20 protein-coding genes are annotated in these 21015 nt (G+C 62.7%); 15 read left to right on the top strand and 5 right to left on the bottom strand.

Translation table 11 applies throughout. The features are described from left to right. The first annotated feature begins 30 nt into the window (after window positions 1–30). A complete protein-coding gene (gene acnB, locus LQ956_RS07895; RefSeq protein ID WP_238621888.1) occupies window positions 31–2607 on the top strand; it encodes a bifunctional aconitate hydratase 2/2-methylisocitrate dehydratase in 2577 nt (858 codons plus the stop codon). Window positions 2608–2742: 135 nt separating this feature from the next. Here acnB and hflD read toward each other — a convergent pair whose 3' ends face one another. From hflD to LQ956_RS07880, 3 genes are read right to left on the bottom strand one after another with little or no spacing between them, the layout of a single operon-like run. Next, complete coding sequence (gene hflD / locus LQ956_RS07890; RefSeq protein WP_238621889.1) at window positions 2743–3378, bottom strand: high frequency lysogenization protein HflD; 636 nt, start codon at window positions 3376–3378, stop codon at window positions 2743–2745. Window positions 3379–3420: 42 nt separating this feature from the next. After that, the gene (gene mnmA, locus LQ956_RS07885; protein ID WP_238621890.1) at window positions 3421–4551 is read right to left on the bottom strand and encodes a tRNA 2-thiouridine(34) synthase MnmA; all 1131 of its coding nucleotides are present in this window, start codon (window positions 4549–4551) and stop codon (window positions 3421–3423) included. Beyond that, window positions 4548–4994, bottom strand: coding sequence for an NUDIX hydrolase (locus LQ956_RS07880; RefSeq protein ID WP_238621891.1), 447 nt, complete (start codon window positions 4992–4994; stop codon window positions 4548–4550). The genes mnmA and LQ956_RS07880 overlap by 4 nt, the downstream gene beginning before the upstream one ends. A 383-nt stretch (window positions 4995–5377) precedes the next feature. Between LQ956_RS07880 and icd the strand changes: the two genes are divergently transcribed. The 3 genes from icd to clpA are packed head-to-tail and all read left to right on the top strand — an operon-like array spanning window position 5378 to window position 9273. Further along, the gene (gene icd / locus LQ956_RS07875; RefSeq protein ID WP_238621892.1) at window positions 5378–6634 is read left to right on the top strand and encodes an NADP-dependent isocitrate dehydrogenase; all 1257 of its coding nucleotides are present in this window, start codon (window positions 5378–5380) and stop codon (window positions 6632–6634) included. Between the two features lie 40 nt (window positions 6635–6674). Continuing rightward, window positions 6675–6995 carry an ATP-dependent Clp protease adapter ClpS gene (clpS, locus tag LQ956_RS07870; RefSeq protein WP_238621906.1) on the top strand — a complete coding sequence of 107 codons (321 nt, stop codon included), beginning with the start codon at window positions 6675–6677 and terminating at the stop codon, window positions 6993–6995. Between the two features lie 13 nt (window positions 6996–7008). Beyond that, on the top strand, window positions 7009–9273 hold the full coding sequence (gene clpA, locus LQ956_RS07865; protein WP_238621893.1) for an ATP-dependent Clp protease ATP-binding subunit ClpA: 2265 nt from the start codon (window positions 7009–7011) through the stop codon (window positions 9271–9273). Window positions 9274–9387: 114 nt separating this feature from the next. Here the strand turns inward: clpA and infA are convergent, their stop codons facing one another. Continuing rightward, window positions 9388–9606 (bottom strand): translation initiation factor IF-1, encoded by a 219-nt coding sequence (gene infA, locus LQ956_RS07860; RefSeq protein ID WP_008931238.1) that lies wholly within the window; start codon window positions 9604–9606, stop codon window positions 9388–9390. A gap of 169 nt (window positions 9607–9775) precedes the next feature. Between infA and fabD the strand changes: the two genes are divergently transcribed. From fabD to LQ956_RS07810, 10 genes are all read left to right on the top strand, one after another. Beyond that, window positions 9776–10711 carry an ACP S-malonyltransferase gene (fabD, locus tag LQ956_RS07855; RefSeq protein WP_238621894.1) on the top strand — a complete coding sequence of 312 codons (936 nt, stop codon included), beginning with the start codon at window positions 9776–9778 and terminating at the stop codon, window positions 10709–10711. Between the two features lie 40 nt (window positions 10712–10751). After that, on the top strand, window positions 10752–11495 hold the full coding sequence (fabG, locus tag LQ956_RS07850; protein ID WP_238621895.1) for a 3-oxoacyl-ACP reductase FabG: 744 nt from the start codon (window positions 10752–10754) through the stop codon (window positions 11493–11495). A gap of 94 nt (window positions 11496–11589) precedes the next feature. Beyond that, on the top strand, window positions 11590–11832 hold the full coding sequence (gene acpP, locus LQ956_RS07845; RefSeq protein WP_238621896.1) for an acyl carrier protein: 243 nt from the start codon (window positions 11590–11592) through the stop codon (window positions 11830–11832). Window positions 11833–11964: 132 nt separating this feature from the next. Continuing rightward, window positions 11965–13203: a beta-ketoacyl-ACP synthase II gene (fabF, locus tag LQ956_RS07840; protein ID WP_238621897.1), complete on the top strand. Its 1239-nt coding sequence runs from the start codon at window positions 11965–11967 to the stop codon at window positions 13201–13203. A 108-nt stretch (window positions 13204–13311) separates the two neighbouring features. Continuing rightward, a complete protein-coding gene (gene pabC / locus LQ956_RS07835) occupies window positions 13312–14118 on the top strand; it encodes an aminodeoxychorismate lyase (RefSeq protein ID WP_238621907.1) in 807 nt (268 codons plus the stop codon). Between the two features lie 94 nt (window positions 14119–14212). Then, window positions 14213–15223 carry an endolytic transglycosylase MltG gene (gene mltG / locus LQ956_RS07830; protein ID WP_238621898.1) on the top strand — a complete coding sequence of 337 codons (1011 nt, stop codon included), beginning with the start codon at window positions 14213–14215 and terminating at the stop codon, window positions 15221–15223. A gap of 19 nt (window positions 15224–15242) precedes the next feature. After that, window positions 15243–15911 carry a dTMP kinase gene (gene tmk, locus LQ956_RS07825; protein WP_430733407.1) on the top strand — a complete coding sequence of 223 codons (669 nt, stop codon included), beginning with the start codon at window positions 15243–15245 and terminating at the stop codon, window positions 15909–15911. Beyond that, a complete protein-coding gene (locus LQ956_RS07820; protein WP_238621900.1) occupies window positions 15908–16903 on the top strand; it encodes a DNA polymerase III subunit delta' in 996 nt (331 codons plus the stop codon). Before tmk ends, LQ956_RS07820 begins: the two co-directional genes overlap by 4 nt. Before the next feature lie 10 nt (window positions 16904–16913). After that, entirely contained in the window at window positions 16914–17255 is a 342-nt protein-coding gene (locus LQ956_RS07815) for a PilZ domain-containing protein (protein WP_238621901.1), read from the top strand. A 41-nt stretch (window positions 17256–17296) separates the two neighbouring features. Next, window positions 17297–18073 carry a TatD family hydrolase gene (locus tag LQ956_RS07810; protein ID WP_238621902.1) on the top strand — a complete coding sequence of 259 codons (777 nt, stop codon included), beginning with the start codon at window positions 17297–17299 and terminating at the stop codon, window positions 18071–18073. A gap of 16 nt (window positions 18074–18089) precedes the next feature. On the opposite strand, the gene LQ956_RS07805 is transcribed toward LQ956_RS07810, so the two are convergent. Further along, entirely contained in the window at window positions 18090–19214 is a 1125-nt protein-coding gene (locus LQ956_RS07805; protein WP_238621903.1) for an aminotransferase class V-fold PLP-dependent enzyme, read from the bottom strand. Window positions 19215–19439: 225 nt separating this feature from the next. Between LQ956_RS07805 and LQ956_RS07800 the strand changes: the two genes are divergently transcribed. Continuing rightward, complete coding sequence (locus LQ956_RS07800) at window positions 19440–20810, top strand: KamA family radical SAM protein (RefSeq protein WP_238621904.1); 1371 nt, start codon at window positions 19440–19442, stop codon at window positions 20808–20810. The last annotated feature ends 205 nt before the right edge of the window (window positions 20811–21015 follow it).

Below are 21015 nucleotides of genomic sequence, written 5' to 3'. Positions count from 1 at the left end.
GCAGCCGGGGCGTTAAAGAGGATCACACACGTGCTTGAAGCCTATCGCCAACATGTCCAGGAACGTGCAGCGGAAGGGGTGGTGCCCAAACCCCTGGATGCGGAGATGACCGCCCAACTGGTGGAGCTGTTGAAGAACCCGCCCGCCGGTGAGGAAGACTTCCTGCTGGACCTCATCACCCATCGTGTACCCCCGGGCGTGGATGAGGCCGCCTATGTGAAGGCCGGTTTCCTGTCTGCCGTGGCCAAGGGTGAGGTCAGCTCTCCCTTGATCGACCGTACCCGCGCCGTGGAACTGCTGGGCACCATGCAGGGCGGCTATAACATCGCGACTTTGGTGGAGCTGCTGGATGACGCCGAACTGGTCGTGGCTGCCGCCAAGGAGCTCAAGCACACCCTGCTCATGTTCGATGCCTTCCACGATGTGGAAGAGCGGGCCAAGGCCGGCAACACCCACGCCCAGGCCGTGATGCAGTCCTGGGCCGATGCCGAGTGGTTCCTGAGCCGGCCGGCCGTGCCGGAAAAGATGACCGTGACCATTTTCAAGGTCCCGGGCGAGACCAACACCGACGACCTGTCCCCGGCCCCCGACGCCTGGAGCCGTCCGGACATCCCCCTGCATGCCAAGGCCATGTACAAGATGCCCCGTGAAGGCGTCACCGATGCCCAGGCTCAGATCGAGGTACTCAAGCAGAAGGGTCATCCGGTCGCCCTGGTGGGCGATGTGATGGGTACCGGCTCCTCCCGCAAGTCCGCCACCAACTCGGTGCTGTGGTACATCGGTGATGATATCCCCTATGTGCCCAACAAGCGATTCGGCGGCGTCTGCCTGGGCGGCAAGATCGCCCCCATCTTCTTCAACACCATGGAAGATGCCGGCGCTCTGCCCATCGAACTGGACGTCAACGGCCTTGAGATGGGTGACGTGGTGGACATTTACCCCCACGCCGGCAAGGTCTGCCGCCACGGCAGCGATACCGTGATCACCACCTTCGAACTGCGCTCCCCGGTGATGCTGGACGAGGTCCGCGCCGGCGGTCGCATCCCCCTGATCATCGGTCGCGGCCTGACCGATCGTGCCCGCCAGGCCCTGAACCTGCCGGCCTCCGACGTGTTCAAGCGGCCCCAGGCCCCGGTGGACAGCGGCAAGGGCTTCACCCTGGCCCAGAAGATGGTGGGCAAGGCCTGCGGCGTAACCGGTATCCGCCCCGGCACCTACTGCGAGCCGCGCATGACCACCGTGGGTTCCCAGGACACCACCGGCCCCATGACCCGCGACGAACTCAAGGATCTGGCCTGCCTGGGCTTCCAGGCCGATCTGGTGATGCAGTCCTTCTGCCACACCGCCGCCTATCCCAAGCCGGTGGACGTGCAGACCCACCACACCTTGCCGGACTTCATCATGAACCGGGGCGGTGTCTCCCTGCGTCCGGGTGACGGCATCATCCACTCTTGGCTGAACCGCATGCTGCTGCCCGACACCGTGGGCACCGGCGGTGACTCGCACACCCGCTTCCCCATCGGCATCTCCTTCCCGGCCGGCTCCGGTCTGGTGGCTTTTGCCGCCGCCACCGGCGTGATGCCCCTGGATATGCCCGAGTCGGTCCTGGTGCGCTTCAAAGGTGAGCGTCAGTCCGGCATCACCCTGCGGGATCTGGTTCACGCCATCCCCTATGCGGCCATCCAGCAGGGTCTGCTGACGGTGGAGAAAAAGGGCAAGAAGAATATCTTCTCCGGCCGCATCCTGGAGATCGAAGGTCTGGACGACCTCACCGTGGAACAGGCGTTCGAGCTGTCCGATGCCTCTGCCGAGCGTTCCGCCGGTGGCTGCACCATCGCCCTGTCGGAAGATCGGGTGGCCGAATACCTGCGCTCGAATATCACCATGCTGCGCTGGATGATCGCCAACGGTTACGGCGATGCCCGGACCCTGGAGCGTCGCGCCAAGGCCATGGAAGAGTGGCTGGCCAATCCCCGCCTGATGCGGGCCGACGCGGATGCCGAGTACGCGGCGGTGATCGAGATCGATCTTAGTCAGATCAAGGAGCCCATCCTCTGTGCTCCCAATGATCCGGACGACGCCCGTCTGCTGTCGGAAGTGGCCGGCGGCAAGATTGACGAGGTGTTCATCGGCTCCTGCATGACCAACATCGGTCACTTCCGCGCCGCCGGCAAGCTGCTGGAGACGTTCCAGGGCCAGATGCCCACCCGTCTGTGGCTGTCGCCGCCTACCCGCATGGATCAGCGCCAGCTGACGGAGGAGGGCTACTACGGCATCTATGGTCGTGCCGGCGCCCGCACCGAGATGCCCGGCTGTTCCCTGTGCATGGGCAATCAGGCCCGGGTGGCCCCCGGTGCCAAGGTGGTGTCCACCTCCACCCGCAACTTCCCCAACCGTCTGGGGGACGGGGCCGATGTGTTCCTGGCCTCCGCGGAGCTGGCGGCGGTGGCGGCTGTGATGGGGCGCCTGCCCACGGTGGATGAGTACATGGGGCATGTGGCCGGCCTGAATACCATGGCGGCCGAGGTCTACCGTTACCTCAACTTTGATCAGTTGCCGGAGTATGAGGAAGCGGCCCGGAAGGTAATTCCGGTGGTGGCGGCGTAGGGTTTTTGCCCTCTCACCCCTTACCCCAGCCCCTCTCCCCTTGTGGGAGAGGGGCTTTTTGTCGAGGTGCTCCCTTCTCCCTTAAAGAGGAGAAGGGCAGGGGATGAGGGGTATGGCAGGTATGAACACATAGGCTCAGGAGGCCTCTGCGGTCTCCTCAAGCATGAATCGCGCCTCAGCCAGCATGGCGTTGCGCCCGAAGATCAGTTTCCATCTCGATCCCCCTGCCTGACGCCACAGGACTGCTGCGCGGATGCCCGCCAGGAGCAGGGCGCGGATGCGTGCCGCATTGTGCGGGTTGGCCAGGTGGTTCTGCTCCCCCTGCACGACGATCCGAGGCCCCAGCTCACTGATGGTGTTCTGATAGGTCTGGCCCAGGCGGGACATGATGTTCTCGTGCAGGATGCCGAAGGATTCGCTTTGATGGGCGGCCACTTCGATCCCGTCCCGTAGCGTCTTGATCATGTCCGGCTGCTTCATCAGCTTGCGCTCCAGATAGAACAGGCTGATGACATACCGGGAGATCTCGCCGTCCACCTGCTGGGAGCCCGACTGAACCTGCTCCAGCAGGGTCCGCAACCCCCGACGCAGGTTCGCCGCGCCGCCGTAAATATCGTCGATGGCCTTGGCCTCGAAGGCAAACAGGCTGCTGATCATGGTCTGCAGTTGATCGGCATCGCACTGACCACGCCAGGCGACATCCTTAACCAGTGCGGCGGACTGGAAGAGGGCGGCCAGGGCCAGGGTTCGATTGCGGTGTGAAGCTTCCACGGGTCGTTTTCCGTTTGCGTGACTGGTTTGATTCGGGGGTAACTATAACCCGATTGGATGCGGTCGGGCGTCCGTATCCTTACGGGCGATGATGCCACCACCCAGACATTCGGTCCCTTGATAGAACACCACCGACTGCCCCGGCGCCACCGCGCGCTGCCGGTGATGGAAGCGCACATTGAGCGCGCCGGGTTGATCCGGCATCGGTTCCACCATGCAGTCCTGGTGGGCCTGCCGGTAGCGGATCTTGGCCTGGCAGTGCAGGGGCATTTTCGGCGCATTGCCGGCGATCCAGTGCACGTCCGTGGCCACCAGGCCACCGGCGTGCAGGGCGGGATGATCGTGTCCTTGGGCCACGATCAGGCGGTTGCCGGTCATGTCCTTGTCCACCACATACCAGGGGTTTTCCGCGGCGCCGTGGACGCCACCGATGCCCAGTCCCTGGCGCTGTCCCGGGGTGTAGTACATGAGTCCCTGGTGCTCGCCCAGTGTTTGTCCCTCGGTGCTGACGATGGGGCCGGGTTGGGCCGGCAGGTAGCGCTTGAGAAAGTCCCGGAAACGCCGTTCACCGATGAAGCAGATGCCGGTGCTGTCCTTCTTGGCGTGGTTCACAAACCCGGCCCCGGTGGCGATCTCACGCACCCGGGTCTTTTCCAGTTCACCCAGGGGGAAGAGGGTGCGGGACAGGGCCGGCTGGCCAAGGGCATGCAGGAAATAGGACTGGTCCTTGTTGGTATCCGATCCCTGCAACAGGCGAAAGCGTCCGTCCAGTTCATCCACCCGGGCGTAATGGCCGGTGGCGATGAGGTCGGCACCCTTGTCCAGGGCATAGTCCAGGAAGGCGCGGAACTTGATCTCCCGGTTACAGAGAATGTCCGGATTAGGCGTGCGGCCCAGACGGTATTCCTCCAGAAAATGGGCGAACACCCGGTCCCAGTACTCCTTGGCAAAATTCACCTTGTGCAGGGGGATTTCTAACTCGACGCACACGGCCTTGGCATCTGCCAGGTCGGTGGCGGCGGAACAGTAGCCGGGTTCGTCGTCATCTTCCCAGTTCTTCATGAACAGACCTTCCACCCGGTAACCCTGTTCCATCAGCAGGAGGGCGGAGACGGATGAGTCCACGCCGCCGGACATGCCGACGATGACGCGTTTGGCGCGGGATGGGGTCATGGCATGTCCACCAGCAGGTCCAGGGGATAGCGGCGATCGTTCAGGTAATCATCAATGCAGCGCAGCACCAGCGGGGTGCGCAGTTTGTCGGGATGGGCCGCCAGTGCATCACGATCGATCCAGTGGGTGTCGAGGATGTCCGGATCCCGCACCTGGCCGGGTATCGGTTCCGAGATGTCGCCGGTGACGGCCACGCGGATGAAGGTGAGCCCCGTGGGCGCATGCTTCCAGCGGTAGATGCCCACCAGGGCGCGGGGGGTGAGACGACGGCCGGTTTCTTCCAGGGTCTCCCGGATAGCGGCGGCGATCAGGTCCTCGTCCTCTTCCAGGTGCCCGGCGGGCTGGTTGTAGACGCTGCGGCCTTGTTCCAGTTCCTCCACCAGCAGAAAGCGGCCATTCCGTTCGACGACGGCAGCGACGGTGACGCGTGGGGTCCAGACCATGTTTAAGGGGTTCCTCAGGGATGATGTAGGTATTCTGAGACCGTCATTTCTGCCACGGTCGTTATTCCCGCCACGGTCGTCATTCCCGCGAAGGCGGGAATCCAGCGGACCGACCACCTTGGGCTCCCGCTTTCGCGGGAGTGACGGCAGGTTATTTTAGCGGGAGTGGCGACAAGGTGCTTTCGATGATCGTCATTCCCGCGAAGGCGGGAATCCAGTCGCGGACCGACCACCCTGGGCTCCCGCTTTCGTGGGAGTGACGGCAGGTTATTCCAGCGGGAGTGGCGGCAGGGTGCTTTCGCCCGTCCTGTGGTCCAACCCGAGGCCGTGTATAATCCCACCAAAATCCTTTACAACAACTTCAATACCACAAGGGAGTGCCCATGGCATACCAACATATCAAAGTCCCCGCAGAAGGCGTCAAGATTACCGCCAATGAAGACTTCTCCCTGAATGTCCCCAATCACCCGATCATCCCCTTCATCGAGGGTGATGGCATCGGTGTGGACATCACCCCGGTCATGCAGCGGGTGGTGGACGCGGCCGTGGAAAAGACCTACGGCGGCGAACGCAAAATTGCCTGGATGGAAGTCTTTGCAGGCGAAAAGGCCACCCACGTCTATGGCGGGGACAACTGGCTGCCCCGGGAAACCATGGAGGCCGTACGCGACTTCGTGGTGTCCATCAAGGGGCCTCTCACCACCCCCGTGGGTGGCGGTATCCGTTCCCTGAACGTGGCCCTGCGCCAGGAACTGGACCTGTATGTCTGCCAGCGTCCGGTGCGCTATTACAGCGGCACTCCCAGCCCTCTGAAACAGCCGGAAAAGACCGACATGGTGATATTCAGGGAAAACTCCGAGGACATCTACGCCGGTATCGAATGGGCCGCAGGCAGCCCCGAGGCGAAGAAAGTGATGGACTTCCTGGTCAACACCATGGGCGTCACCAAGATCCGCTTCCCTGAAACCAGCGGTATCGGCGTCAAGCCCGTGTCCGAGGAAGGCACCAAGCGGCTGGTCCGCAAGGCCATCCAGTACGCCATCGAGAACGATCGCAGCTCCGTGACTCTGGTGCACAAGGGCAACATCATGAAGTTCACCGAAGGGGCTTTCAAAAACTGGGGTTATGAGTTGGCGGTGCAGGAATTCGGTGCCTCCGAGATCGACGGCGGTCCCTGGTGCCGTCTGACCAACCCCAAGAACGGCAAGGAAATCCTCATCAAGGACGTCATCGCCGACAACTTCCTGCAGCAGATTCTCCTGCGCCCGGAAGATTACAGCGTGATCGCCACCATGAACCTCAACGGCGACTACATCTCCGACGCCTTGGCGGCCCAGGTGGGCGGCATCGGCATCGCCCCGGGGGCCAACCTGTCCGATACCGTGGCCATGTTCGAGGCCACTCATGGAACCGCGCCCAAGTACGCCGGTCTGGATAAGGTGAACCCCGGCTCCCTGATCCTGTCCGCAGAGATGATGCTCCGTCACCTGGGCTGGGTGGAGGCCGCGGATCTCATCGTCAAGGGCCTCTCCGGCGCTATCAGCTCCGGTCAGGTGACTTATGACTTCGCCCGTGCCATCGACAGCGCCACCGAGCTTTCCTGCTCGGAGTTCGGCGAGAACATCGTGGCTCACATGTGATCCGCCAGGAACTGAATCGGCCATTGATTGATCTGACATGATGGGAGACGAACAGAAACACCAATCCGACCATGGGCTGGTCGTCGAGACAGCGAAACCCAGGCTCAAGCAGCCGCCTCAGTACAAGGTGGTGCTGCTCAACGACGACTACACTCCAATGGAGTTCGTGGTTCAGGTCCTGGAGGTCTTCTTCGCGATGGATCGCGAGAAGGCTACCCGGGTCATGCTCCACGTGCACACCCGCGGCAAAGGCGTGTGTGGCATCTATACTCGGGATATCGCCGAAACCAAGGTGGCTCAGGTCAACGACTATTCACGGGAACACCAGCATCCATTGCACTGCGCGATGGAAGAGGCCTAGCGGGTACGCGACCATGCTGAATAAAGAACTCGAGTTTTCACTGAACATGGCTTTCAAGGCCGCGCGCGAGAAACGTCACGAGTTCATGACGGTGGAGCACCTGCTGCTCGCCCTCACGGACAACCCGACGGCCGCCACGGTGCTGCGGGCCTGCGGGGCCAACATCGATGCCCTGCGCAAGGAGCTCGAGGAATTCGTGGACGCCAACACCCCCAGGCTACCCATGAAGGACCCGCGGGATACCCAGCCCACGCTGGGCTTTCAGCGGGTGCTGCAACGGGCGGTGTTCCATGTCCAATCTTCCGGCCGCAAGGAGGTCACCGGCGCCAATGTGCTGGTGGCCATCTTCGGCGAGCAGGAGTCCCATGCGGTCTACCTGCTCGGCCGGCATGATCTGGCCCGGCTGGACGTGGTGAACTACATCTCCCACGGGATTTCCAAGGTCTCCGACGAGCAGCAGGAGGACGATGGTGGCGCCGGTGCCGTCGGCGAGGCTCAGGATGCGGACGAGGCCGCCCGCAAGAATCCCCTGGAGAGTTTTGCCACCAACCTCAACGAACAGGCGCGCAGGGGGAAGATTGATCCCCTGATCGGGCGTGCCCATGAGCTGGAGCGCACGGTGCAGATCCTGTGCCGTCGCCGTAAGAACAACCCCCTGTACGTGGGGGAGGCGGGGGTGGGCAAGACCGCCATCGCCGAAGGCCTGGCCAAGAAGATCGTGGACTGCGAAGTGCCGGAGGTGCTGCAGGATGCGGTGATCTATTCCCTGGACCTGGGGGCCCTTGTGGCCGGCACCAAGTACCGGGGGGATTTCGAAAAGCGCCTCAAGGGGGTGCTGTCCCAGTTGCGGCGGCAGCAGGGGGCGGTGCTCTTCATCGACGAGATCCATACCATCATCGGGGCCGGTGCGGCCTCCGGCGGGGTCATGGATGCCTCCAACCTGATCAAGCCCATGCTGGCCTCCGGGGAGCTCAAGTGCATCGGCTCCACCACCTACCAGGAGTATCGCGGCATCTTCGAGAAGGACCGGGCGCTGGCCCGGCGGTTCCAGAAGATCGACGTCAACGAGCCCACGGTGGATGAGACCTACGAGATCCTCAAGGGACTCAAGTCCCGTTTCGAGTCTCATCACGACGTGCGCTATACCAGCAAGGCCCTGCGGGCGGCGGCGGAGCTGTCCAGCCGCTATATTACCGATCGTCACCTGCCGGACAAGGCCATCGACGTCATCGATGAGGCAGGGGCCAACCGGCGCCTGCTGCCGTCCAGTCAGCGCAAGAAGACCATCTCGGTGCAGGATGTGGAAAACATCGTTGCCAAGATTGCCCGCATCCCACCCAAGAGTGTGTCCGCCTCGGACATGGATACCCTCAAGAACCTGGAGCGTAATCTCAAGATGGTGGTGTTCGGTCAGGATGCCCCCATCGAGACCCTGGCGGCCGCCATCAAGATGGCCCGTTCCGGTCTGGGGGACCGGGACAAGCCCATCGGCTCATTCCTGTTCGCCGGCCCCACCGGTGTGGGCAAGACGGAGGTTACCCGCCAGCTGGCCCAGATCCTGGGGATCGAGTTGGTTCGCTTCGACATGTCCGAGTACATGGAGCGGCATACCGTGTCCCGGTTGATCGGCGCCCCTCCGGGCTATGTGGGGTATGACGAAGGCGGTTTGCTCACAGGGGCCATCCTCAAGCAGCCCCATGCAGTGCTGCTGCTGGACGAGGTGGAAAAGGCTCATCCGGACGTCTTCAACCTGCTGCTGCAGGTGATGGACCACGGCACCCTGACGGATACCAACGGCCGCAAGGTGGATTTTCGCAACGTGATCCTGGTGATGACCAGCAACGTGGGCGCCGAGGTCTCCAGTCGACCATCCATGGGCTTCACCCAGCAGGATCATTCCAGCGATGCCATGGAGGTGCTCAAGCGCACGTTCACGCCGGAGTTCCGCAACCGCCTGGATGCCATCATCCAGTTCAAGCCGCTGGATCCGGTGACCATCGCCAGTGTGGTGGACAAGTTCCTGACTCAGCTTCAGGCCCAGCTGGATGAGAAGAAGGTGACCCTGGTGGTGGATGATGATGCCCGCGCCTGGCTGGCCGAGCACGGCTACGATCCGAAGATGGGCGCGCGTCCCATGGGGCGGGTGATTCAGGATCGGATCAAGAAACCCTTGGCGGAGGAGATCCTGTTCGGCCGTCTGGCCGGTGGTGGCGAGGTCCATGTGTGCGTCAGGGACGGGGAACTGAGTCTGGACTACGCGGAGGAAGCGGTGCACTGACCCGGGTGTGTTCTGCCTGTTTCGGTTGCGAAGCAACGGCTAAAAGGCCGCAGTCCCGAGGGGCTGCGGCCTTTCCTGCTTTAGGGATGCAAGGGTGCGGCGAAGCCCCGGCCTTTACTTATTGCGGTAGACGATCCGGCCCTTGGTCAGGTCGTACGGTGTCATTTGCACCGTGACACGGTCACCACGCAGGATGCGAATGTAGTGCTTGCGCATCCGCCCGGAAATGTGGGCGGTGACCACGTGACCATTATCCAGTTCAACGCGAAACATGGTATTGGGCAGGTTGTCCAGCACCGTGCCTTCCATCTCGATGTGATCTTCTTTCGGCATACGCCTGTTTCAGGGTTTGAGCAGCGAAGGCGTAATTATCAACAACCGGACGCATAAAACAAGCACCGGAAGGGGTATTCTTTGCCGAAATTTGCAGATGATTGCCCCAAGGTGTCGGCTTTGCCTAAACTAGCCGCCCTAACCCTGACGCTTTCAAGGAATTTGCGCCATGAAACTCGCATGTGTGTTTCCAGGCCAAGGCTCCCAGTCGCTGGGCATGCTCGGCGCTCTGGCGGAGGCCTTTCCCCTGGTCCGTGAGACCTTTCAGGAGGCTTCGGACGTCCTGGGCCTTGACCTGTGGGCGCTGACCCAGACAGGCCCTGCGGATGATCTGAACCGGACCGAAAATACCCAGCCGGCCATGCTGGCGGCCGGCGTGGCCGTCTGGCGGGTATGGACCGCCCAGGGGGGCATCGAGCCCGAGGTCATGGCAGGTCATAGCCTGGGTGAGTACACGGCGCTGGTTTGCGCCGACGCCCTGGACTTTGATGCCGCCGTGCGCCTGGTGGCCGAACGTGGCCGCCTGATGCAGAGCGCGGTACCGGCAGGCGAGGGCGCCATGGCGGCCATTCTCGGGCTGGATGACGAACAGATCAGGACCGTCTGTCGCGAAGCCGCGGACGCCGGAGTGGTGGAGGCTGTCAACTACAACGCCCCGGGACAGGTGGTCATTGCCGGTCAGACGGCGGCCGTGGACCGGGCCATCATCCTGGCAAGTGAAGCCGGCGCCAAGCGCAGCGTGAAACTGCCGGTGAGCGTGCCCTCCCATTGCTCCCTGCTTAAGGCGGCGGCCAGCAACATGCACGTACGCCTGGAATCCGTGCGCGTGGGAACCCCAGCGATTCGCGTGATCCACAACGTGGACGTGGCCTCCCACGCCGAGCCGGATGTGATCCGGGCCGCTCTGGCGGCGCAGATCCATCGGCCGGTGCGCTGGGTGGAGACCGTGCAGGCCATGGCCGCGGACGGCGTCACCACCGTGTTGGAACTGGGTCCCGGCAAGGTGCTCACCGGCCTGAACAAGCGTATCGACAAGGCACTGACCGTGGCCTGCGTGCAGGATCCGGACAGCCTGACTCAGGCATTGGCCCTGGGTGCGTCCTGATCCGCTTCGCCGGCATCCCCCATCATAACGAGGACCCCGCATGAATCTTGAAGGTGAAATCGCACTCGTCACCGGCGCCAGCCGTGGCATCGGCAAGGCCATTGCCCTGACCCTGGCTCGCCAGGGTGCCGTCGTGGTGGGTACCGCCACCAGCGAAGGCGGTGCTCAAGCCATTTCCGCATACCTGAGCGAAGCCGGTACTCGGGGGCGCGGCATGGCGCTGGATGTGACCCGGCCCGAGGCCGTGGATGCCGTGATCAAAGCCGTCGGCGAAGAGTTCGGCGGTGTGACCATCCTGGTGAACAATGCCGGCATTACCCGCGATAATCTCCTCATGCGCATGAAGGACGAGGAGTGGGATGCCATCATCCAGACCAATCTCACGGCCGTATACCGGATGAGCAAGGCCGTGCTGCGCGGCATGATGAAGGCCCGTAAGGGACGTATCATCAACGTAGGCTCAGTAGTGGGCTCTTCCGGCAACGCGGGCCAGACCAACTACGCGGCGGCCAAGGCCGGTCTGCTGGGATTCACCCGGTCCCTGGCCCGTGAGGTCGGTTCCCGCGGGATCACGGTCAACACCGTGGCGCCGGGCTTTATCGATACCGACATGACCAAGGATCTGCCCGAGGCTCAGCGCGAGGCCTTGCTGACCCAGATCCCGTTGGGGCGTCTGGGGGCGCCGGAAGAGATCGCTCAGGCGGTTGCCTTCCTGGCCTCTCCTGGTGCAGCCTACGTCACCGGAGAGACCCTGCACGTGAACGGCGGGATGTTCATGGGTTAAAAAACGACGTCAGTACAGTGGATCGACCGCAGGGATTTCACTACAATAGCGGCCCAGCTTCGGCTGCTTTTCAAATCAAGGGGATAGGCTAACCATGAGCAACATTGAAGAACGCGTCAAGAAAATCGTCGTCGAACAACTCGGAGTGAAGGAAGACGAGGTGACCAACGCCGCTTCCTTCGTCGACGACCTCGGCGCGGATTCTCTGGATACCGTCGAGCTGGTGATGGCCCTCGAAGAGGAATTCGAAACCGAAATTCCTGACGAGGAAGCCGAGAAGATCACCACCGTTCAGCAGGCCATCGACTACATCAACGAGCACCTGCCGAGCGCCTGATCCCCCGATTCGGAGGATCATGCTCAACACCCGCGCCGCGACCAGTCCCCTGATCGCGGTCGTGGGTGCCTCAAACAGGTTTAGAGTCGAACTCAAGGTTTCACGCCCGAGCGTGGAAAAGGGGCAGTAGCATTGTCTAAACGGCGCGTAGTCATCACCGGTCTTGGCATCGTCTCGCCGGTCGGGTCCACCATCCAAACCGCATGGGACAATGTCACTGCGGGTCGTAGCGGCATCACTCCCATTGATGTCTTTGACGCTTCCCAGATGCCCGTGCGCATCTCCGGTGCCGTTCGGGACTTCAATGCGGACGATTACATCTCGCCCAAGGAACAGCGCAAGATGGACACCTTCGTCCACTACGGCATGGCCGCCGGCATTCAGGCCATCCGGGACGCGGGACTGGAAGTCACCGAGGACAATGCCGAACGTATCGGTGTGGCCATCGGCTCCGGCATCGGCGGTCTGCCCTATATCGAGAAAAGCTACGAGGCCTTTCTCAAGGGTGGCGCCCGCAAGATCTCTCCCTTTTTCGTGCCCAGTGCGATCATCAACATGGTGGCGGGCAATCTCTCCATCATGTTTGGCCTCAAGGGCCCGAACATCTCCATCGTGTCCGCCTGTGCCACCGGCACCCACAACATCGGTGACGCGGCACGCATGATCAAGTACGGCGAAGTGGACGTCATGGTCGCCGGCGGTGCGGAAATGGCCACCACCCCTCTGGGTATCGGCGGCTTTGCGGCGGCCCGCGCCCTGTCCACCCGCAATGATGACCCGGAACGGGCCAGCCGCCCCTGGGACAAGGATCGCGACGGTTTCGTGCTGGGCGACGGTGCCGGCGTCCTGGTGCTGGAAGAGTATGAACATGCCAAGGCTCGCGGAGCCCGCATTTACTGCGAACTGTCCGGCTTCGGTTGGAACTCCGATGCCTTCCATATGACCCAGCCTTCCACCGGTGGCGAAGGGGCCGCCGCCTGCATGCTGCAGGCGCTGAAGGATGCGGGACTCAATCCGGATCAGGTGGACTATATCAATGCCCACGGCACCTCCACCCCGGCCGGCGACAAGGCCGAGACCATGGCCGTGAAGCGCGCCCTGGGGGACCATGCCTACAAGGTAGCGGTGAGTTCCACCAAGTCCATGACCGGACACCTGCTGGGCGCTGCCGGCGGCATCGAAGCGGTGTTTTCCGCCTTGGCCCTGTCGGAAGGGGTACTGCCACCCACCATCAACCTGGAGAACCCGGAACCGGAGTGTGACCTGGACTATGTGCCCAACACGGCACGGGAGTTCAAGGGCAGCGTCGCGATGTCCAATTCCTTCGGTTTTGGCGGGACCAACGGGACCCTGGTGTTCAGCAAGATCTGAGCCGTTCAGTCCCATGACTGCCGGAAGGCCGCCGGGTGCGTTGTCGCCTGGCGGCCTTCCGTGTTTTTGGACTTAAGTGATGCTGATCGGTATCGGGGGTCCGCGGTGATGCTTGTCAATGGCCGACCGGCCTTGTTGCTGCCGGTGAATGACCGGGGCCTGCAGTACGGCGATGGTCTGTTCGAGACCCTGCGTATTCGGCAGGGCCGCCCAGCTCATTGGCAGCGCCATCTTGAACGACTACGGGAAGGCTGTCGGCGACTGGGATTCGAGATGCCGGATGCCGTCGTGCTGGAGACGGAGGCGCGGCTCATTGCGGCCGAGTATCCCGAGGGCATTCTCAAATTGATGGTCACCCGCGGGTCCGGTCCCCGGGGATATCGCCCTCCCGTCGCGCCGTCTCCGACCCGTATCCTGACGGGGAGTCCGGTCCCGGACACACCTCCCGGCTGGAGGCGGGATGGGGTACAGGTGCGCATCTGCCGGATGCGCCTGTCCTCCAATCCGGCATTGGCAGGGATCAAGCACCTGAACCGCCTGGAGCAGGTGCTGGCCCGGTCGGAATGGGACGATGAGCACCAGGAAGGACTGATGCTGGATGGGGAGCACCGGGTGGTCGAGGGGACCATGAGCAATCTGTTCCTGATTCGGGACGGGGCGTTGCTGACACCCTGGCTGGATCGCTGCGGCGTGGCCGGCATTACCCGGGGGCGGATCATGGACATTGCCGCAGCGATGGGGGTTGCCTGCACGCAGACCAGGATCGGCCCGCAAGATCTTTTCCGGGCCGATGGGCTGTTGCTCTGCAATACCCTGATCGGGATCTGGCCGGTGCGGTGTCTGGAGGGGCGGCCCTTGCCCGTACCGGACCTGGTGAGAGAACTCCAGCGCCGACTGGAAAACCCGGATCAATGATGCCGGGAGACAATCAGGGCTTGCTCATGAGGGGCCGGCGGACGACAATCCCTCCTGAGTTCATGCCGAACAAGGTCAAATACCGATTCCCGTGATGCGCCGTCTTTTGCTGCTTATCCTTCTGCTGCCTGTGATCATGGCCGGCTGGTTGGTGTGGGATTATCACCGGTTTTTGCAGACGCCGGTCAATCTTGCCGCAGCCACGGAATTTCAGGTCCCTGCCGGGGCATCCCTGCGCCGGGTGGGCCAGGAACTGGCCGCGGCCGGGATCATCAGCAAGCCCCATTACTGGGAGATCCAGGGCAGGTTGTCCGAACAGGATCAGGGCATCCGGGCCGGGGAGTACCTGATTCAGCCCAGGCATACCCCCGAAGACCTACTGGCCCTGTTCATCCGTGGTCGCACCATCCAGTACAGCCTCACCATCCCGGAAGGCTGGACCTTCCTGCAGATGATGCGGGCCATCGCTGCCCACGAGAAGATCCGGGATACCCTGGAACCGGATGACTACATGAACGTGATGGCGTATCTGGGTCGCCCCGGGGAGCATCCCGAGGGCTGGTTCTTCCCGGATACCTATCTGTTTCCCCGCCAGACCACGGACATGGATATCCTGCGCATCGCCCATCAGCGCATGCAGAAGGAGTTGGACCTGGCCTGGGAGAACCGCCATGAAGATCTGCCGCTGAACAATGCCTATGAAGCTTTGATCATGGCCTCCATTGTGGAGAAGGAGACCGGACGGGCTGATGAACGCACTCAGGTCTCTGCCGTGTTCAATGAACGTCTGCGTCGGGGCATGCGCCTGCAGACTGACCCTACCGTGATCTACGGTATCGAGCACTTCGACGGCCGTATTCGCCGCCGGGATCTGCGTGCCGACAATCCCTACAACACCTATACCCGCGACGGCCTGCCGCCCACGCCCATTGCCCTGCCGGGCGCAGCGGCCTTGCAGGCGGCGGTGAATCCCGGCGATTCCCGGGCCTTGTTCTTTGTGTCCCGGGGCGATGGTAGCCACCATTTCTCCAAAACCTATCAGGAGCACCGTCGGGCCGTGATCCAGTACCAGCTCGGCGGCGATGCCAGCCGTTACGGGCGCTGACGAACAGGAATCCCGCGTTTTGACCAGTCCATCTGCCACTGCCGAAAGGCGAGGGCGCTTCATCTGTCTTGAAGGAATCGAGGGGGTGGGAAAGTCCACCCACCTGGGTGCCGTGGTGGCCCACCTGCAGGCGCGGGGGATTACCACCGTGAGTACCCGCGAACCCGGTGGTACCCCGCTGGGAGAGGCGGTTCGCGGCCTGTTGCTCTCCCGGGACTATCCCCCCATGCATGCGGATACGGAACTGTTGCTCATGTTCGCCGCCCGGGCGGAGCATCTGCGTCACTTTATCCTGCCGGCGCTGGATGCGGGAACCTGGGTGGTCAGTGACCGCTTCACCGATGCCACTTACGCCTATCAGGGCGGCGGACGCGGGATTGCGGTGGAGCGCATCGCCGCCCTGGAAGACTGGGTGCAAGGCCGTGTCAGACCGGATCTGACCATTCTGCTGGATGCCGATGTTGCCACCGGACTGGCCCGGGCCGGCAAGCGGGGCGAGGCGGATCGTTTCGAGCAGGAAACCGTTGATTTTTTCGAGCGGGTGAGGGCGGTCTATCGTGAGCGCGCCCGTTTGGCCCCGGATCGTTATGCGGTGGTGGATGCGCGAAGAGATCTGGTCCAGGTGCGGGCGGCCCTGCTGAGTCGGATCGATGATCTGCTGGCCCGCTCAGTACCCGGGGCGTCATGAACGGCGCCTCCTTTCCCTGGCTGGATGAGGCCTGGCGGGCAATACTGGAGCGGCGGCGTTCAGGTCGTCTGCCTCACGGCTGGCTATTCACGGGGCCGACCGGAACCGGCAAGCTGGATTTTGCGAGGGCCTTCTGCCAGGCGATTCAGTGCGAATCACCCCAGGCCCAAGGGGTTGCCTGTGGTCAGTGTCATGGTTGTCGCATGTGGCTGGCCGGTGCCCACCCCGATCTGATGGAACTCACCATCCCGGAGGGCAAGACCCGTATCCTGGTGGACCAGATCCGGGAACTGAGGGATTTCATGTCCCTGAGCCGCAGCCATGGTCCCTGCCGGATGGCCATTCTGTGGCCCGCCGATACCATGACCGAGAATGCCGCCAACAGCCTGCTCAAGACCTTGGAAGAGCCGCCGGGAGATGCAATATTGATCCTGGTCAGCGCCCATGCCTCCCGCTTGCCGGCCACCGTTCGCAGCCGCTGCCAGCAGGTCAAGCTGGCGTTGCCCTCACGCCCCGAGGCCCGGCGCTGGCTGACGGAAGCCATGCCGACGGTGCCCGCCGGGGATCTGGATGCCCTGCTGGCCCTGGGGCATGGATCGCCGCTGCGTGCCCGGATGTTGGCGGAGCAGGAGACATTGAGTCAGTGGCGTACCCAACTGGATGCCCTGCTGACCCTGTTGCAGGGGCGCAAGGGGGTGGTGGAACTGTCCGAGCAATGGCACAAGTTGCCTGTGGACGTGCTGGTGGACCGGTTGCAGATCCTCATGGCGGACGGGATTCGTCGGCACATGACGGGAGGAGATGGATCTCTGTTATCCGGCATGGCCACCTCGAAGGATTTGCAGGTCCTGACGGGACAGCTGGACCTGGCGGCCTGTTTCCGTTTTCAGGAACGATTGCTCGAGTGGCGCCGTCTTTCGGACACCCCGATCAACCCGCAGGTGCTGCTGGAAGATATACTGGTAACCCTGCTTGATCTGGCACAGACCTGAAGGAGGAGACATGGCACCGGGACAAGGCATACTTTCGCTGGCGATCAAGGACAAGCATTCCCTTTATGCCGCCTACATGTCTTATGTGAAGAATGGCGGTCTGTTCATTCCCACGCAGAAGCCCTACAAGCTGGGCGACGAGGTCTTCATGCTCCTGACCTTGATGGAGGAGCGCGAGCGTATTCCGGTAGCCGGGCGCGTCATCTGGGTCACGCCCCCCAGGGCCCAAGGTAACCGCACGCCCGGCATCGGTGTGCAGTTCAACGCCCAGGACAAGGGTGCCACCCGCAACAAGATCGAAGGCCTGCTGGGCGGGGCGCTGCAGTCGGACCGGCTGACCAATACCATGTAGTTTGCATCATCTCTCACCCAAGCGATGACAGATCGAAATTCATGCTGATTGATTCTCACTGCCACCTGGATCGGATCGACCTGAGCGGGTTCGACGACGACATGGACCAACTCATGGCCGCGGCCACCGTGGCCGGTGTCGAGCACATGCTGTGCGTGTGCATCGACATGAACAACTTTCAGGCCGTCAAGGATCTGGCCGGGCGCTATGCCCAGGTCTCCTGTTCCGTGGGAGTGCATCCCAGTGCGCGAGAAGGCCATGAACCCGACGCGGAAGCATTGGCGGCCATGGCTGCCGATCCGGAGGTGGTGGCCATCGGCGAAACCGGGCTGGATTACCACTACAACGAGGGCGACCTGGCCTGGCAGCGGGAGCGGTTCCGGGTGCATGTGCGGGCCGCCCGGGCGGCGGGCAAGCCGTTGATCATTCATACCCGGGATGCCCGCGCGGATACCCTGGCGATCTTGTCAGAGGAGGGTGCCCGGGACGTGGGCGGGGTCCTGCATTGCTTCACCGAAGACTGGGACACGGCCAGGGCAGGGCTGGACCTGGGGTTTCACGTTTCCTTTTCCGGGATCGTCACCTTTCGTAACGCTGAACCCCTGAGGGAGGTGGCGCGACGTGTGCCGGCGGACCGGCTACTGATAGAGACGGATGCCCCCTATCTGGCTCCGGCGCCGTTCAGGGGCAAGATGAATCACCCGGCCCTGGTCCGTCATGTGGCCGAGTGCGTGGCCACCGTCAGGGGTGAGAGCCTGGAGACCTTGGCCGCCCGGACCACGCAGAACTATCGGCGCCTGTTTCATCCCCAGCCGTAGGCGCGGCGGTCACCCATCAACCGTCGAGGAAAGCTGCCGCCATCTCCACGGCCCGTTCCAGGTCACCGGTCCGGGTATGGAAATGGGGGGAGAACCGGATGCCGCCGCCCCGTGGGGCGCATAGCACTCCGGCGTCCATCAGTTGGCGGTGGCATGCCTCCACGTCCATCTCCCGACGCCCGAAGGTGACGATGCCCGAGCGCCGTTCCGGCGCCTGGGGAGAATAGACCTCGAACTTGGCGGACCTGAGCAGATCCACCAGATATTCCACGTTTCTGGACAGGGCATCGGCGACGAAAGCCATGCCCAGCTCCTCGAACAGGGACAGGCTGGCGTCCAGGGCGTGAATCCCCACCATGTTGGGGCTGCCGCATTCGAATCGGCGTGCCGAATCGGCAGGTTGCCAGTCCATCCGGTCATAATCTCCGCACTGTTCCACCATGTGCCAGCCGTACTGGTTCAGGCTCAGTGCCTCGCGGGCCTCCGGGCCGGCATAGAACACCGCGATGCCCTCGGGTCCGAGTAGCCACTTGTGGGCATCGGCGGCGAGAAAGTCCACTTGGGCCGACTGCACATCCAGGGGCAGGGCGCCCAGTTGCTGGATGGCGTCCACACAGAACCAGATCCCCCGATGCCTGCAGGCAGCGCCCAGACGCTCCAGATCCAGTCGCAGGCCCCGGGCATATTGTACGGCGCTCACGCTCAGCAGGCGGGTGCGCCGGTTCGTGGCCGCCAGTAACGCGGCCTCCGGGTCCGCCACCGAGAGATCCACCAGGCGGACCTCCACGCCGAAGCGGGACTCCAGGGCCTGCCAGACGATCCGGTTGGACGGAAACTCCTGCACCGGACAGACCACGTTGTCCCCATGCCGCCACGCCAGTCCGAAGGCCACCACGGACAGGCCTTCCGAGGTGTTCTTGAGCAGGGCGATGTCCTCTGTGGCTGGGGCATTGATCAGTCGCTGCAGCCGTCCGCGGAGCCTTTTTTCCACCGCCATCCACTGCGGATAATGCAGCGATCCATAGAGGGTATTTTCCTGGGCAAAGGCGGCCACCGCCTGTGCCGTACGGACCGGCCAGGGCCCGACGGCGGCGTGATTGAGGTGTATCAGGTCTGGAGTGAGGGGGAATTCCGGATGCATGATGCTCCTTGATCAGGTCAGTGATGGATTTGCAATGAACGTGCCTGATTTGTTAGGGTTGATCCTCTTTGTCCCCTGGCCATGTTGGCCACGACCGTCTTGTGACCGCCGAATGATGCGCGGTCTTTTCCGGAGATCAGGGCTGGCACGCCTGCGGCGCCCGTTCTTCCCACTGGATCCAGATTTATTTTCCGTCTGATCTGATCACAGAGTATCGGAGGCGTCATGAATTCTGTCCTTAATTTTTACCGGCACGATGCACGGCAGGAGATCAAGTCCCGCCCGTTCAAGGTGTACACCGAACGGACCCTGGAGCAGATCCCCGCCGTAGCCCGGCTATCCGAGGCCCGGCGCTTCGAGATGAAGGTGGTGGCCAGTGTGCTACCGTTCCGAGTCAATGAATACATCATAGATGAATTGATCGACTGGGATCAGGTCCCCGATGACCCGATCTATCAGCTGACCTTCCCTCAGCGCGAGATGCTGCAGCCGGACGCCTATGAGCGCATGGCCGCGTTGCACCGTCGCGGCGCCGAGCGGGCGGAGATTGCTGCCTTGGCGCAGACGCTGCGTCAGGACCTCAATCCCCACCCGGCAGGGCAGATGGAGATGAACCGCCCCATGCTGGACGGCCGTCCCCTGGAAGGGTTGCAGCACAAGTACAAGGAAACGGTGCTGTTCTTCCCCACCCAGGGCCAGACTTGCCATGCCTACTGCACCTTCTGTTTCCGCTGGGCCCAGTTCGTGGGTGACAAGGAACTGCGCATCGCTTCCAGTCAGAGTGATGACCTGTTGGGCTACCTGCGCGCCCATCCGGAAGTGACGGATCTACTGGTCACCGGTGGTGATCCCATGGTCATGAAGACCAAGTATCTGGCCCAGTATCTGGAACCCCTGACGGCACCGGAGTTTGACCATATCCAGAGCATCCGCATCGGCACCAAGGCACTGACCTTCTGGCCCCATCGCTTCGTGAGCGATGGGGATTCCGATGAATTGCTGATGCTGCTGGAACGTCTGGTGAAGGCGGGCAAGCACGTGGCCCTGATGGCGCATTACAACCACTGGCGGGAGATGGAAACCCCGGTGGCCCGGGAGGCCATCCGCCGGCTGCGCGCCACTGGCGCCGAGATCCGCAGTCAAGGTCCGTTGCTGGCCCATATCAATGACGACGCCAAGGTCTGGGCCCGCATGTGGCAGAACCAGGTGCGCATGGGGATCGTGCCCTATTACATGTTCGGCGAACGGGATACCGGTGCTCGATGCTACTTCGAGGTCCCACTGGCCCGGGCCTGGGAGATTTACCGTGATGCCATGTCTCGAGTATCCGGTCTGGCCCGTACCGCCCGGGGGCCATCCATGAGTGCCGGTCCCGGCAAGGTGGAGATCCAAGGCGTGGCCCGGATTCAGGGAGAGAAGGTGTTCGTGCTGCGCTTCATTCAAGGCCGCAATCCCGACTGGGTGCAGCGTCCGTTCTTCGCCCGATATGATGAAAAGGCCACTTGGCTGAATCATCTCAAGCCGGCTTTCGGGGAGGAGAAGTTCTTCTTCGAAGATGAGTACAATGCCATGAAGGCGAGGGCGGTGACCCGCTAAACCGGGGTTTCATGATGACTGGATTCCCGCTTTCGCGGGAATGACGGGTTCAACTCCGGGAGTGATGTTATGGGTTTCAACCCCGGGAGTGACGTTATCAAGAAGCGGGAATGATGCCCTTGGTTACGGCAGCGATGTGAAGAAAAAACAACTCGACTTGTGAGAACCGGCAGGCCGGTTCCCATGTCTTTCAGGCTGGTTCGGG

The sequence above is a fragment of the Ectothiorhodospira lacustris genome (genome assembly GCF_022227845.1).
Classification (GTDB): domain Bacteria; phylum Pseudomonadota; class Gammaproteobacteria; order Ectothiorhodospirales; family Ectothiorhodospiraceae; genus Ectothiorhodospira; species Ectothiorhodospira lacustris.
This window is presented reverse-complemented; position numbering and strand designations above follow the sequence as displayed.